12 protein-coding genes and 1 pseudogene are annotated in these 12,750 nt (G+C 62.0%); 3 read left to right on the top strand and 10 right to left on the bottom strand.

Annotation, left to right across the window (positions count from 1 at the left end; translation table 11 throughout):
• Together ACSVIE_RS14980 and ACSVIE_RS14975 are read left to right on the top strand one after the other, a co-directional pair.
• Nucleotides 1-237, top strand: a pseudogene (locus ACSVIE_RS14980) (hypothetical protein); the annotation flags it as partial.
• Between the two features lie 291 nt (nucleotides 238-528).
• On the top strand, nucleotides 529-1,122 hold the full coding sequence (locus ACSVIE_RS14975; RefSeq protein ID WP_442424362.1) for a short chain dehydrogenase: 594 nt from the start codon (nucleotides 529-531) through the stop codon (nucleotides 1,120-1,122).
• A gap of 588 nt (nucleotides 1,123-1,710) precedes the next feature.
• Here the strand turns inward: ACSVIE_RS14975 and ACSVIE_RS14970 are convergent.
• From ACSVIE_RS14970 to ACSVIE_RS14940, 7 genes are all read right to left on the bottom strand, one after another.
• Nucleotides 1,711-2,073, bottom strand: coding sequence for a cupin domain-containing protein (locus ACSVIE_RS14970; protein WP_442424361.1), 363 nt, complete (start codon nucleotides 2,071-2,073; stop codon nucleotides 1,711-1,713).
• Nucleotides 2,074-2,419: 346 nt separating this feature from the next.
• Nucleotides 2,420-2,572: a hypothetical protein gene (locus tag ACSVIE_RS14965; protein ID WP_442424360.1), complete on the bottom strand. Its 153-nt coding sequence runs from the start codon at nucleotides 2,570-2,572 to the stop codon at nucleotides 2,420-2,422.
• A gap of 331 nt (nucleotides 2,573-2,903) precedes the next feature.
• Nucleotides 2,904-4,589: a thiamine pyrophosphate-dependent enzyme gene (locus ACSVIE_RS14960; RefSeq protein ID WP_442424359.1), complete on the bottom strand. Its 1,686-nt coding sequence runs from the start codon at nucleotides 4,587-4,589 to the stop codon at nucleotides 2,904-2,906.
• Between the two features lie 89 nt (nucleotides 4,590-4,678).
• Nucleotides 4,679-5,098, bottom strand: coding sequence for a GlcG/HbpS family heme-binding protein (locus tag ACSVIE_RS14955; RefSeq protein ID WP_442424358.1), 420 nt, complete (start codon nucleotides 5,096-5,098; stop codon nucleotides 4,679-4,681).
• Between the two features lie 54 nt (nucleotides 5,099-5,152).
• The gene (locus tag ACSVIE_RS14950; RefSeq protein ID WP_442424357.1) at nucleotides 5,153-6,451 is read right to left on the bottom strand and encodes a flavin-containing monooxygenase; all 1,299 of its coding nucleotides are present in this window, start codon (nucleotides 6,449-6,451) and stop codon (nucleotides 5,153-5,155) included.
• Nucleotides 6,452-6,498: 47 nt separating this feature from the next.
• Nucleotides 6,499-7,218 (bottom strand): SDR family NAD(P)-dependent oxidoreductase, encoded by a 720-nt coding sequence (locus ACSVIE_RS14945; RefSeq protein ID WP_442424356.1) that lies wholly within the window; start codon nucleotides 7,216-7,218, stop codon nucleotides 6,499-6,501.
• 17 nt (nucleotides 7,219-7,235) lie between these two features.
• On the bottom strand, nucleotides 7,236-8,615 hold the full coding sequence (locus ACSVIE_RS14940) for an MFS transporter (RefSeq protein ID WP_442424355.1): 1,380 nt from the start codon (nucleotides 8,613-8,615) through the stop codon (nucleotides 7,236-7,238).
• A 137-nt stretch (nucleotides 8,616-8,752) separates the two neighbouring features.
• On the opposite strand from ACSVIE_RS14940, the gene ACSVIE_RS14935 reads away from it, so the two are divergent.
• Nucleotides 8,753-9,676, top strand: coding sequence for a LysR family transcriptional regulator (locus ACSVIE_RS14935; protein WP_442424354.1), 924 nt, complete (start codon nucleotides 8,753-8,755; stop codon nucleotides 9,674-9,676).
• Between the two features lie 84 nt (nucleotides 9,677-9,760).
• Here the strand turns inward: ACSVIE_RS14935 and ACSVIE_RS14930 are convergent, their stop codons facing one another.
• The 3 genes from ACSVIE_RS14930 to ACSVIE_RS14920 form a co-directional block, all read right to left on the bottom strand.
• Nucleotides 9,761-11,056, bottom strand: coding sequence for a flavin-containing monooxygenase (locus ACSVIE_RS14930; RefSeq protein ID WP_442424353.1), 1,296 nt, complete (start codon nucleotides 11,054-11,056; stop codon nucleotides 9,761-9,763).
• Nucleotides 11,053-11,790, bottom strand: a complete 738-nt coding sequence (locus ACSVIE_RS14925; RefSeq protein ID WP_442424352.1) for an SDR family NAD(P)-dependent oxidoreductase — start codon at nucleotides 11,788-11,790, stop codon at nucleotides 11,053-11,055. Before ACSVIE_RS14925 ends, ACSVIE_RS14930 begins: the two co-directional genes overlap by 4 nt.
• Before the next feature lie 83 nt (nucleotides 11,791-11,873).
• A complete protein-coding gene (locus ACSVIE_RS14920) occupies nucleotides 11,874-12,737 on the bottom strand; it encodes an ABC transporter substrate-binding protein (RefSeq protein WP_442424351.1) in 864 nt (287 codons plus the stop codon).
• Between the last annotated feature and the right edge of the window lie 13 nt (nucleotides 12,738-12,750).

Here is a 12,750-nt window from a genome sequence, read left to right as displayed (position 1 = left end):
CGCTACACCGGCGCTTCGCTCGGCAGCCAGTTCGCGTCCACCCTCGCCGGCGGTCTCTCCCCCGTCCTGGCCGTGCTCCTGCTGGACCTGGCACATGGAAACCCCTGGATGGTCGCCCTCTACGTCGTCGGCCTGAGCATCATCACCATCACCGCCACCTACCTCTCCCCCGAAACCCACCGAGGAAACCGCTACACCCCCACCACCACACCCGAACCCCAACTCACCCACCAATAAAACCCAGACCGGCGACAGCCACCAAACAGAAGAGTCAGGATCCGAAACACCTTCGGGTCCTGACTCGTTCCCTACCCAGCCTCCATCCAGGCCGGCTTCCGGGAACCTTGGATCCTTAAGGACTTCCACAAACTACCCCCAGAGTCACAATGCACCGCAGTGCCACTGCGCAGCAGTTCATTATCGGGCCTCACAGCGGTGTCGCACGCCGAGTCCAATTCACTCGACTTGCCACCGCCGTCGGACTTAGTTCACGTGCGGTCACGGACCGCTCAAGAGAAGGAGAAAAGAATGAAAATTCTGATTGTCGGCGGCAACGGCTTGCTCGGCTCCGCCGCAGTGAAAGCCCTGGAACAGCGACACGTAATAATTGAGGCTTCCCGAACAGGGGACATAACCGTCGATGTTACCGACGTCCAGTCTGTCCGGTCCATGTTCAAGGAAGTGGGCATCGTAGACGCGGTTATCTCTTGTACAGGGTCGGTCCCTTTCAAACCGTTGGAGGAGCTCACAGCAGATGACTTCCGTGCTGGCTTCGAGGATAAGGTAATGGGCCAGTTGAATCTCGTTCACGCCGGAATCGGCTATATATCTGACGGCGGCTCACTGACTCTGACAACGGGCGTGCTGTCCCGTGAACCTATTCTGACGGGTGCTGTGGCATCACTGGCGAACGGCGGGCTGGAGTCGTTCGTAATGGCCGCGGCCGCAGAACTTCCCCGCGGTATCCGGATCAATGCCGTCAGCCCTACTGTCCTTGCCGAAGCAACCGGTTATCACGAGTATTTCCCAGGCTTTGCGCAGGTTCCGGCCGACAAAGTGGGCCGCGCCTACGTGAAATGCGTTGAAGGGATCCAAACTGGACAGGTGTATGCACTTGACTGAGTTAGGTTAGGCTACTTGAGGTGTCCCCTCGATATGCGTCAATTGCGTTTCGAAGACGATGTCGACTCGAGCCGCGAACGTTCGGTACAGCGCGGGGCTCGTTCCGAACGGCGACGCTGTCCTGAATGCGTCTATGGACCACTGCCTTTTGACCCAACCGGCGAAGGACGTTGAGTCATGAGATGGGACCAGAGGCTCAACGGCTTCGCAGCCACGTTCGCCGGATCGTTCGAAAGCAACATGCGTTGACTGAACCGCCAGGGCGACACGTCGGCTAGGGACAATTCCGATTCTCTACGCGTTCGCAATCCGCGCCGGGACCGACCGGGCAGCGCACCCTTTCGGGTCGGTTACCTACTGCTAACCGTTGCCCTGAGGGCACAGCAAAACCAGGGCCTCCTGTTGCGAGGGGGAGGCCCTGGTAGCTCATGGGTGGTTTGCTGCGGCGCTGCGTCTGTTCTCTGAAGCGGCCTCGGTGAATGCCATCAGGCGTGCTTGCCCGCTTTGTGTGGGGAAAGTTTCGAGTATCCTGCCAGCTGATTGGCGACGATCACTTTCAGCGGATGGTCGCCATGCCTATCAGCTGCCCTAAGCGGTGTAGACGACAAAGACCTTACGGAGGCGCTCGTGAACGGTCCAGGTTCCGGTCCATCCGATCGGGAAGTATGCGGTGTCACCAGGGGTGAGGAGCACTTCTTCGCCGCCGTCGCGCTGGACGGTCATCTTGCCTGAGAGAACGTGGATGATTTCGCCCTTGGAGAGGAATTCCCAGCGTGACTGTCCAGTTTCCGTTTCCCAGGTGCCTGAGGCGATGCGGCCGTCCTCGCTTTCGAACTCCCGGCGGCTCCGAACCGTAATGTCGCCGCTGAGCGGTGTGGCGCTGGGCGGGGCGAGCAGTGATTCTTCCAACTGGCTGGCGTCGAGGTCTGCTGCGCGATATGCGATCGTCACTTCGTTGTTTCTCTTTCGTTGGGACGTGCCTTGGTGGGCACGCCGTCTTTTTTTGACCGGTTAGAGCTTGTGAGAGAGGCCCTTTAGTTGCCTCTCTTGGTGCTGTTCCCGGGGATTTGGGGTTTTGGGATTGAGATAGCGGCCGATTACAGGCAAGCCAGCTGACTTTCCGTGATAATCGTGAAAAGAAATAGCGTTAGCTTTGCTGACTCGCCGAAGTTCACGGTTTGAACTTCCGGCGCGGCCGTTGACGGTATGCCGTGGTTTGAGTGACGCGGGACGTTTTTAGGTTCGACCGGTAAGCCGTGGCGATCAGGTCCGCCTCTGGATGAGCTGCCTTCGGCGTTCAGTCGGTTTCAGGGCCGTGGCAGTAGGGGCATTCATCTTCGCAGTCGGGTCCCATGGGCTGGGCGCTGACAGCGGGGACGGGGTGGCTGCCGATCAGTGGATGCACTCGCGCTACCGGCTTGCGTTCCAGCAAGGCTGTTCGAGACTTCATTGTTTCCATTTCCTTATCTGATCTGGTGCGGAAAGCGGCGTTTTGAGCGCGGTGGGGTGAGGTCCAGCCCTCATGGCTGTTGAGCTTGTGGAGTGGTAGCTAAGCGTGGACCGAGGAAATAGCGAGGTTCCAGGCTTTGATCTGATAATGCTGTATGTGATTGCCGTCACCGGCTGATGTAATCAATTTTACGGAGCAATTGATTCGAGGTGTAGGCTCAATTTCTTATCCTTCCTCAAGGAATGGCCTTCAGTGGTGTGAAGATGTCGGGCGTTTATGAGCAGCCGCACCGCGCCCTTGGCGGGCGAGGGGCGGCTGGGTGGGCCTGGCGTCAGTAGGCCTTTACGCGCTGTTCAACGATGAGATGGATAAGGGAGAAGACGTTGTCTTCTTCTATGGCGTTGAGGGCAGCGTGAAGCGCGGCCGGGACGTCCTTGTCGTTCTCGACGCGGACGCCGAAACCTCCAAAGGCGCGTGCCATCATGGCGAAGTCAGGGTTTTGAAGTTGTGTGCCCGATATTCGCCCCGGGTAGTGGCGTTCCTGGTGTGTTCGGATAGTGCCGTATTCCTGGTTGTCCATGACGATTACCAGTGGCGTGGCACCGTATTGGGCAGCTGTGGCTAGTTCTTGTCCGTTCATGAGGAATTCGCCGTCGCCGGCGATGGTGACGATCCGCCGGCCAGGGTGAGCCAGCGAGGCGGCTATTGCTGCGGGGATGGAGTAGCCCATTGAACCGTTGCGTGCGCTGAGCATGGAGGCGTAGCGCCGGGTTGGGAAGTAGCGGTGGGCCCAGTTCGTGTGCTCTCCAGCGCCGAAGGTGACCATGGCGTCGGTGGGTAGGGTTGGGACCAGATTTGCCATGAGGGTGTCCATGCGGGCTGGTCCGGTGGCTGGTGTTTTTGCCGGTAGTGATGCGAAGGCCACCTGTTCGCCGCGCATTCTGTGCGTCCAGGCCTTCCAGTCTTCGCGGTAGGGCAGGTCGATCTCGACGAGATCTCGGACGAAGACGTCGGGTTTGGCGACGATCTGCCACGAGACCGGCCCCGAGCGTCCCCGCAGGGAGGGGTCGATGGTGACCAGGAAGTTCTTCTTGTTCCAATCCTGTCGGCAGAGGAACCCGTCAGTGATGACGTCGCCCGGAACGGTGCCGACGAAGATCAGGAGGTCGGTTTCCTCGAGAAGGTCGTATGTGGGCCGTGGGCGTCCGTAGCCGATGGGCCCAACGTAGGAGGGTGAATCGAAGGACACGGTTCCTTGTGTTCGCCACTCGGCGGCTGCGGGGATGTGGTGCTTTTCCAGCCAATGCGTGAGTTGGTCGGCTGCCTCTTGTGACCAGTCGTTGCCTCCGGTGATGAAGAGGGGCTTGGTCGAGTTCATCAGTGCATCCGCTATGGCCCGGCTGTCGACAGTTGTCATGCCTCCCGTTGCGACGGGGATGCTGGGGTGCAGGGTGGGTTCGATGTGCCGTTGGATGATGTCTTCGGGAAGTCCAACGACGACGGGGCCGGGGCGTCCGTTCAGGGCTGCGAACATGGCTTCGGCGACGATTTCGGAGGCCCGTTCCGGGTGGTCCAGGACCATGACTCGCTTCGCGCCGGTGTCGAACCAGGCTTTGATATCGAATTCCTGGAAGGCTTCCCGGTCGCGGTGTCCGAAGGGGATGAGTCCAACGAAAAGGACCATGGGAGTGGAGTCCTGCCACGCTGTGTGAAGGCCGACGTGTGCGTTGGCAGCTCCTGGTCCTCGGGTGACCATGGCGATGCCGGGGGTCTGTTGCATTTTTCCATCGGCCTCGGCCATGTAGGCGGCGCCGCCTTCGTGCCGGCAGACGATGGTTTCGATGGGTGAGTTGTGCAGGCCGTCAAGAACGTCGAGGAAGCTTTCGCCGGGTACCACGAACGTCCGCTGCACTCCGTGGGCCACGAGCGAGTCGACAATGACGTGACCGGCTGACTTTGTCGTTGGAGGGAGCTGCTCGCGGAGTCTGGGGTTGACGTCCGTCGACTGCGTTGTCATCGTTTTCCTGGTCTCGTTAGTGGGTTTCGTTGTAAAAAGACAGTCAGGGGTGACCCGGGCTTGCGGCGCACCCCTGACAGAGTTGAGGTTCAGGCGAGTGCTGCTGCCAGGGCGAGTGCGTCCGCTCCTGCCGAGGCTACGGCGTGGTCGTTCTCGACGGTGCTTCCGCTGACGCCGATGGCGCCGACAACTGCACCGTCGATGGTGATGGGCAGCCCACCGGGGAAGGTAATCAGTCCGCCGTTGGAGACTTCGATGTTGAACAGCGGGCCGCCGGGCTGGGACAGGGAGCCAATGGTGCCGGTTGGCATGTCGAAGTAGCGGGCGGTGCGGGCTTTCTTGATGGCGATATCGATGCTACCCAGCCATGCGCCGTCCTGACGGCTGAAAGCCTTGAGGTTTCCGCCGGCATCCACGATGGCCACGTTCATGGCCAGGTTACGGTTGGTTGCTTTAGCCAGGGCCGCAGCCAGGACTCGTTCGGCTTGCTGGAGCGTGATGTCAGTCATTGGTTCTGATGTTTCTTTCTTTGGTAGTGGTGGAGGAGGTTGGTGCCCGGTCGCCTAGGCGTGGGAACGTTCAGCAGATGGGGATGTCTGTGCCGCCGTGTAGGCGGCCAACAATCGTTCGGTGTCCGCCATTTGGTCTTCCCAGATGGCTCGGACGATGTCGATGCGGTCTTCGGAATCTTGAAGTCCGGAGAGGTACGCGCCGACGTTCGCGCCCTGTTCGCCTGCACGTTCGTGCAGGGCGATCATTTTGACGACGAGTTTGGTTTGCATGCCGTAGACGGGGATCTGGGGTCCGCGGGGTGCGATCATGCCCACGTAGTAGAGCTTTTCCAGGCCCTCGGGGATGATTCCGGCTCCGTAGCGGATCGGGGCCCCCTTGCGGCGGGGAACCAGGTTGGTGTCCAGGAACGGGACACTGGAGTGGAAGCCGGTGGCCCAGAGGATGGTGTCGTATTCCTTGGCGGTGCCGTTGGTGAAGTGGACGGTTTTGCCGTCGAATCGTTCGATGCCCGGGACGACGCCGACGCGACCGTGTTGGATCCAGTACGGCAGCAAGGTGTTGACCACGGTGCTGCCCTCGGCCAGGGTGCGGTGCTTGGGTTCGGGCATCCCGGGGTAGTCGCTCCATTCACCAATGGACACGCGGGCCAGGAGGCGGCTGATGAGGTCTACTTCATCGGGTGCGAACTGTTTGAGGAAGTCCAGTTCCTGGCGGGGTTTGCCGAAGTAGGCCTTGGGCTGGAAGTAGGTGCCTTTACGGATGACGATGTCGGCTTCGAAGCGGTGCTGGGCCACGTCCACGGCCAGGTCACACCCGGAGTTACCGGCCCCCACTACCAGGACCCGGGTCCCGTCCAGGTCCTTGACGTTGTTGTACTCGCTGGAGTGGAGCTGCTTTCCCGTGTAGGTGCCGGGAAATTGCGGGGTCTTTTTGTCCCAGAGGTGGCCGTTGGCGACGATGACGCCGTCATAGGTGTCCGAGCCGTGCGAGGTGGTGACGTTCCATCCTGCTGACCCAACGGCTCCGTCGGTGGGGACGGGGGTGACGGAGAGGACTTCGGTGTCGAACTGGATGATGTCGTAAAGGCCGTGGTGGCGGGCGTAGGACTCGATGTAGTCCCGGACCTGGTCCCGACGCGGGAAGTGCGGGTACTCCTTGGGCATGGGGAAGTCTTCGAAGTGGGTCATGTCCCGGGCGGTGATCAGGTGCAGGGCTTCGTAGTCGGTGTGCCAGTGGCCCCCGACGCGGCTGCTCTTTTCGAAGCAGTCGGCTTCGTAGCCGGCCTTCCGGAGCTGCTGGAGTGCTGAGATGCCGGCGGCGCCGGCACCGATGACGCAATAGCGGGTCATGGGGTCTTTCCGTTCAAGTAGCGGGGTGTGGGTGGGTGGTCGCCCGGTTAGCGGATGACGTCGCCGCCGGAAAGGGTGACTGTTTCGCCGGTCATGAAGCCGGCGGCTTCGTTGTCGGCCAGGATCCGGACCCAGCGGGCGATTTCCTCCGGCTGCGCCACACGGCCCAGGGGGATGGATGCGGCGGCGGCGTCCATGCGCCCGGTTGCGGCGTTTCCGGGGGTGTTGACCCAGCCCGGGGCGATGGCGTTGACTCGGATCTTCTTCTCCGCCAGTTCCAGTGCTGTTGCCTTGGTGATCATGATGACGGCGGCCTTCGAGGCGCCGTACACGAGCTGGCCGGGGGAAACGTGGTAACCGTCCACGGAGGCGAAGTTCACAATCGCGGAGCCTTCGGGCATGGACCGCTTGGCAGCGGCCATGACGTTCAGTACACCCAGCACGTTGACGTCAAAGACCAGTCGGTAGAGCTCATCCGTGTAGCTGTCGAGGGTCGACGGCGGGTAGACGCCGGCGATATTGGCCACGGCGTGGATTTCCCCCCCGATTCCGGGGAGGATCTCGTCGAGCTTCTTCTCGAGCGCGGCACGGTCCCGTACATCGGCGACCAGTGGGGTGACGTGGGCTGAATGGCCGTTGAATTCGGGGGCAGTGACATCGACGGCGATGACATGCCAGCCGTCGTTGAGGAATACTTCGGCGGTGCTGTGTCCCATGCCGCTTCCGGCTCCGGTGACGAGGGCGACGCGTGATGGCTTGGTGTTCATGGGGGTTCCTTAAAGTCTTAGCCCTTGACCGTGGTCAGGATCTTGGTGGTCAGTGAAGTGAGGGACTTATTGCGGGTCTCTTCGGCCCAAGCGATGGTGATCAGCAGTCCGAGAATGGTGAGGGCGGCGCCGATCATCATGGTGGGCCCGGTCCCGATGCCGCTCAGGGACAGGGGAACCATGTAGGTGCCGATGGCGGCGCCGATGCGGCTGATGGCGGTGGCGAGTCCGACCGCGGAGGCGCGGATACTGGTGGGGAACAGCTCGTTGGGGTAGATGAAGACGAGGATTGTTCCGGCGCCGCTGGCGAGGGTAAAGAGGAAGAAGAAGATCATCACGAACCAGTTGGGGCCGTCGGGCCACAGCCCGAGTGGCAAGAGGAACACGGCAGCGGCGACGAAGGTCCAGATCATGAGCGGCCGACGGCCCAGTGTTTCAACCCAGCGCAGTGCGGGCAATGTGCCGATGAGGAAGCCGAGGTTGAGGACGATCTGGCCCAGCGTTTCTTCGGCGCCGCCGTGGGCGAGCCCGAACTGGGAGAGGATGATCGGACCGTAGGTAAACAGCGCGAACTGTGGAAGGGCGATGCACATCCAGGTGATGCCGCAGAACAGGGTGCGCTTGAGGAAGGGGGCCTTCAGCAAAGAGCCGAAGGTGGACTTCGTTTCTTCTTCATCGGTGGCCACCAATGACTTGACGTCTTCGATGGTGATTTCACGTTCCAGGGCCTTGGACAGGGCATCGCGGGCTTCCTCGAAGCGGCCTTTGGCTACCAGCCAGCGGGGTGATTCGTGGGCGCCGAAGCGCAGCATCATGACAATGAGGCCGAACACGGCGCCGCTGGCCAGCATCCACCGCCACGATTCAGGACCGAACGCGCTGGAGAGCGCGAATCCGACCAAGTAGGCGACGATTGCTCCGACAAGCCAGATCGTGGAGAGCCATCCGATGATGGCACCGCGTCGTTTCTTGGGCATCCATTCGGTCAACAGAGCCGTGGCGATGGGGTAGTCGGCGCCGACGGCCAGGCCTACCACAAGGCGCAGGAGGATCAATTGGAAGCCGTCGCTGATGAACAGGCAGGCGGCTGAGGCGATAACCATGGCCAGCAGGTCCACGGTGTACATCATCTTGCGGCCGATGCGGTCCGTGATGGGTCCGAGTACCAGGCTGCCGAGGAACAAACCCACGAGCGAAGCCGCGCCGGCCAGGCCGAGCTCCACTGAATCCAGTCCCAGTTCCGCGCTTGCGCCGGTCAGGGCAACGCCCACGATGCTGAGCAGGTAGCCGTCCAGGAACGGTCCTCCGGAGCAGGCGGCGATGAGCCGGCGGTGGTATCTCGTGAGCGGTCCGTCGTCGATGAGATGGTTGCCTGGAGCAGCAGAGATTGCAGTCATGGCGTAGTCCTAATCAGTGAAGAAAGAGTGCCGGAATCGGCTGTTTGTGATTGCCGTCACCGGCGTGGAAATAACGTTACGGAAGATTAGGCTCGAGGTGTAGACTCAATTCCCGACCCTTCCTCAAGGAAACTCCTATGTCTAATTTGACTCTTGTGCAGCTCCGCTATTTCCTTTCGGCGGCCAAACACAAAACCCTTTCCGCGGCCGCTGAGGCTGAGCACATCGCCCAGCCCAGCCTGTCGGAACAGATCCGGCGGTTGGAGAACAGCTTGGGCGTAAAGCTCTTTACGCGAACCAACCGGGAGCTGCAGCTCACCGAAGCGGCGCGGCTGCTGCTGCCGAGCGCCCAGCGGGCGCTGGATGAGGTCGAAGGATTGGCGGACCTCGTCCGTGAGGTGCGCACGCTTCAGGGCGGAACCGTGTCCTTTGGTACCTTTAACAGCGCCCACCTGTATCTGTTGACGGGTCTCATCCGAGATTTCCATGAGCGGTACCCGCTGGTGAAAATCCGGGTGGTCGGATTGAATTCCTCGGAAGTGGCCGACGCCGTCCGGGCCGGTGAGCTGGAAGCCGGACTGGTGCAGCTTCCCGTCGATGACCGGGGCCTGTCAGTGAGCCCGCCGGTTCTCAGCGATGAGGTGGTCTATGTCAGCGCCGATCCCGAACGCTTGGCCGGGCCGGTGTCGGTGGAGCAAATGGCGGCCGCGCCGCTGATCCTTTCTGAGGCCCGCTGGTCCAATTCGGATCCATTGCGGTTGTCGATGACCGAACGTGCCCAGCACGCGGGAGTGACACTGAACCCGATTGCAGAGGTGGAGTTCCAAACCCACGCCGTTGAGTTGGCCGCCCAGGGAGTCGGCGACTCATTGGTGTCGTATCACGTTGCCAAGTCCATGATCGAGCAGCAGGGGTTGGGCTACGTTTCGCTGGAGCCGGCCTTCCATGAGCACTTCGCGTTCATTACCCGTGTCAATGGCTCCCTCTCCCCCGCCACCCGTGAGTTCATCAAGTACGCGCACCGCCATATCGCTTTGCTGCAGGACATCAAGCCCGGATAGCCAGGCAGCGCCCCGGCCGCGGGTGTCGGGAACGCCAAGACGCCAGCCGTCGCCAGTGATGGGCCGCTGGCACACCGCTGGCGGCTAAGCTGCGGTGAACTTCTGCTGGTCTCTTATGGCTTCCGTGTAGGCGGCCAACAATCGTTCGGTGTCCGCCATTTGGTCTTCCCAGATGGCTCGGACGATGTCGATGCGGTCTTCGGAATCTTGAAGTCCGGAGAGGTACGCGCCGACGTTCGCGCCCTGTTCGCCTGCACGTTCGTGCAGGGCGATCATTTTGACGACGAGTTTGGTTTGCATGCCGTAGACGGGGATCTGGGGTCCGCGGGGTGCGATCATGCCCACGTAGTAGAGCTTTTCCAGGCCCTCGGGGATGATTCCGGCTCCGTAGCGGATCGGGGCCCCCTTGCGGCGGGGAACCAGGTTGGTGTCCAGGAACGGGACACTGGAGTGGAAGCCGGTGGCCCAGAGGATGGTGTCGTATTCCTTGGCGGTGCCGTTGGTGAAGTGGACGGTTTTGCCGTCGAATCGTTCGATGCCCGGGACGACGCCGACGCGACCGTGTTGGATCCAGTACGGCAGCAAGGTGTTGACCACGGTGCTGCCCTCGGCCAGGGTGCGGTGCTTGGGTTCGGGCATCCCGGGGTAGTCGCTCCATTCACCAATGGACACGCGGGCCAGGAGGCGGCTGATGAGGTCTACTTCATCGGGTGCGAACTGTTTGAGGAAGTCCAGTTCCTGGCGGGGTTTGCCGAAGTAGGCCTTGGGCTGGAAGTAGGTGCCTTTACGGATGACGATGTCGGCTTCGAAGCGGTGCTGGGCCACGTCCACGGCCAGGTCACACCCGGAGTTACCGGCCCCCACTACCAGGACCCGGGTCCCGTCCAGGTCCTTGACGTTGTTGTACTCGCTGGAGTGGAGCTGCTTTCCCGTGTAGGTGCCGGGAAATTGCGGGGTCTTTTTGTCCCAGAGGTGGCCGTTGGCGACGATGACGCCGTCATAGGTGTCCGAGCCGTGCGAGGTGGTGACGTTCCATCCTGCTGACCCAACGGCTCCGTCGGTGGGGACGGGGGTGACGGAGAGGACTTCGGTGTCGAACTGGATGATGTCGTAAAGGCCGTGGTGGCGGGCGTAGGACTCGATGTAGTCCCGGACCTGGTCCCGACGCGGGAAGTGCGGGTACTCCTTGGGCATGGGGAAGTCTTCGAAGTGGGTCATGTCCCGGGCGGTGATCAGGTGCAGGGCTTCGTAGTCGGTGTGCCAGTGGCCCCCGACGCGGCTGCTCTTTTCGAAGCAGTCGGCTTCGTAGCCGGCCTTCCGGAGCTGCTGGAGTGCTGAGATGCCGGCGGCGCCGGCACCGATGACGCAATAGCGGGTCATCGCACTGTCACTCCCCCATCAATGAGGAAGTCCGCTCCGGTGGCGTAGGAGGAGGCGTCGGAGGCCAAGTACATCACCAGGGGTGATATTTCGTGGGGGCGGGCGCGGCGGCCCAGCGGTGCGCTGGAGGACGTGCCGCCCTGCGGTTCGTCGTTGTTCATGGGTGTTTCGACGCCGCCGGGGCTGATGGAGTTGACCCGGATGTTGTGCGGTGCGTATTCCAGTGCAGCAGCGCGGGTAAGGGCGAGCACTGCGGCTTTCGAGGCGGAGTAGGCGCCGTAGGCTTCCGCACCCCGGTGGGCGGCAGTGGATGCCACGTTCACAATGGTCCCGCCTCCGCGCCGGGACAGAGCCGGAAAGACCGCCTTCATACCCAACAGGACCGAAGTGGCGTTGACCTTCAGGAGCAGATCCCATTCGCGCAGTTCGAGTTCGTTCAAGGGCGTCACGCGGATGATGCCGGCGTTGTTGATCAGGGTATCCAGGCCGCCCTCGTGCTGTTCAATATCTGCAATTGCCGCGGCCCAGGCAGCCTCGTTGGTCACATCGAGATTCAGGTAGCGGACGCTGAGTCCCTTCTCGGCCAGGGCCGCGGCGGTCTTTTCGCCTTCCGCATCGAGGACGTCGGCGATGATGACGCGCCATCCAGCCGAGGCGATAGCTTCGGCGTGGGACGCCCCCTGGCCGCGCGATCCCCCGGTGACGAGGGCGACTTTCTGGTGTTGGTCGGTCATGTCAGGTTCCTTCAGGTGTCGTGGGAGGGGAAGCCGGGCCGCCGACCCGGGTGCATGATGCGCCCGGGGCGGCGGGGAAGGGACTAAAGCATGTCAGGTTCGCCGACTTCGGCGGCGCTGGAATCCATGCCGTACTTCTTCAGCAGTTCGGCGATGGTGCCGTCCCTGCGGAGGTCTTCGATGTTTTCGTTCAGAGCCTTCGTCAGCTCGCTGTTCTCGAGCTTGGTTGGCCAATTGACCTGGCCGGGGTGTGCGGTCACCGGAATGCGCGAGTCGGGCTGCAGGGGAAGAACCGTGGCACCGGCGATGGGCTTGGACTCGAACCGTGCTGTGGTGGCGCCGACGCTGTCGATGATGGCGTCGATGCGGCCTGCCGCAAGATCGCTGAACACGGCTTCAGGATCCTGGTAGACGGAGAACTTGTCACCGAATACCTGGGTGAATTCGTCGTTCCACAGGTTGCCTGCCACCGACCCGATCTTCTTGCCGTCGAGTTCGGCCACGGTCTTGTATCCGGCCGTTGAGACCAAGGCTCCTTGGTCCAGGTAGACGGGGTTGCTCAGGGCTACCAGCTTTGAACGGGCCTTGGTGCGCCACCAGTCGCCGGCTGCCAGGTCGGACCGTCCGGCCTGGACGGCTGGAATGGCGGCACCGGCGCCGCCGGAGGCTTCAACTGTCACGCTGAGGCATTCGCGCTTGGCGATCTCGTTCAGCAGGTCTCCTTCGACGCCGGACAGTTTGGTGCCATCCAGCTTCATGTGGGGTGCGAAGTCGTAGGTCGAGACGGTGAGCGTGCCTTCGGTGATCGTCTTGAACGAGTGCTTCGGGGTGCAGGAGGGGTCCACGCTGGCGTCTGCGGAGGGGCTGCAACCTGTCAAGGCCAGGGCAGCTGCTCCAATGACGGTGGTCAGGGCGGCGGGGCGGATCCAGAACTTCTCGAGCTTCATGGTGGGTCCTTTG

Source organism: Paenarthrobacter sp. NCHU4564, from assembly GCF_052156435.1.
Lineage (GTDB): Bacteria > Actinomycetota > Actinomycetes > Actinomycetales > Micrococcaceae > Arthrobacter.
Note: the sequence above shows the minus strand (reverse complement) of the source record. Positions and strands in the feature narration are given on the sequence as shown.

Bases quoted from the DNA above. Each gene is read 5' to 3' on its own strand.
- ACSVIE_RS14975 (WP_442424362.1), top strand. From the start codon at position 529: ATGAAAATTCTGATTGTCGGCGGCAACGGCTTGCTCGGCTCCGCCGCA.
- ACSVIE_RS14965 (WP_442424360.1), bottom strand. From the start codon at position 2,572: ATGAAGTCTCGAACAGCCTTGCTGGAACGCAAGCCGGTAGCGCGAGTG.
- ACSVIE_RS14960 (WP_442424359.1), bottom strand. From the start codon at position 4,589: ATGACAACGCAGTCGACGGACGTCAACCCCAGACTCCGCGAGCAGCTC.
- ACSVIE_RS14955 (WP_442424358.1), bottom strand. From the start codon at position 5,098: ATGACTGACATCACGCTCCAGCAAGCCGAACGAGTCCTGGCTGCGGCC.
- ACSVIE_RS14950 (WP_442424357.1), bottom strand. From the start codon at position 6,451: ATGACCCGCTATTGCGTCATCGGTGCCGGCGCCGCCGGCATCTCAGCA.
- ACSVIE_RS14945 (WP_442424356.1), bottom strand. From the start codon at position 7,218: ATGAACACCAAGCCATCACGCGTCGCCCTCGTCACCGGAGCCGGAAGC.
- ACSVIE_RS14940 (WP_442424355.1), bottom strand. From the start codon at position 8,615: ATGACTGCAATCTCTGCTGCTCCAGGCAACCATCTCATCGACGACGGA.
- ACSVIE_RS14935 (WP_442424354.1), top strand. From the start codon at position 8,753: ATGTCTAATTTGACTCTTGTGCAGCTCCGCTATTTCCTTTCGGCGGCC.
- ACSVIE_RS14930 (WP_442424353.1), bottom strand. From the start codon at position 11,056: ATGACCCGCTATTGCGTCATCGGTGCCGGCGCCGCCGGCATCTCAGCA.
- ACSVIE_RS14925 (WP_442424352.1), bottom strand. From the start codon at position 11,790: ATGACCGACCAACACCAGAAAGTCGCCCTCGTCACCGGGGGATCGCGC.
- ACSVIE_RS14920 (WP_442424351.1), bottom strand. From the start codon at position 12,737: ATGAAGCTCGAGAAGTTCTGGATCCGCCCCGCCGCCCTGACCACCGTC.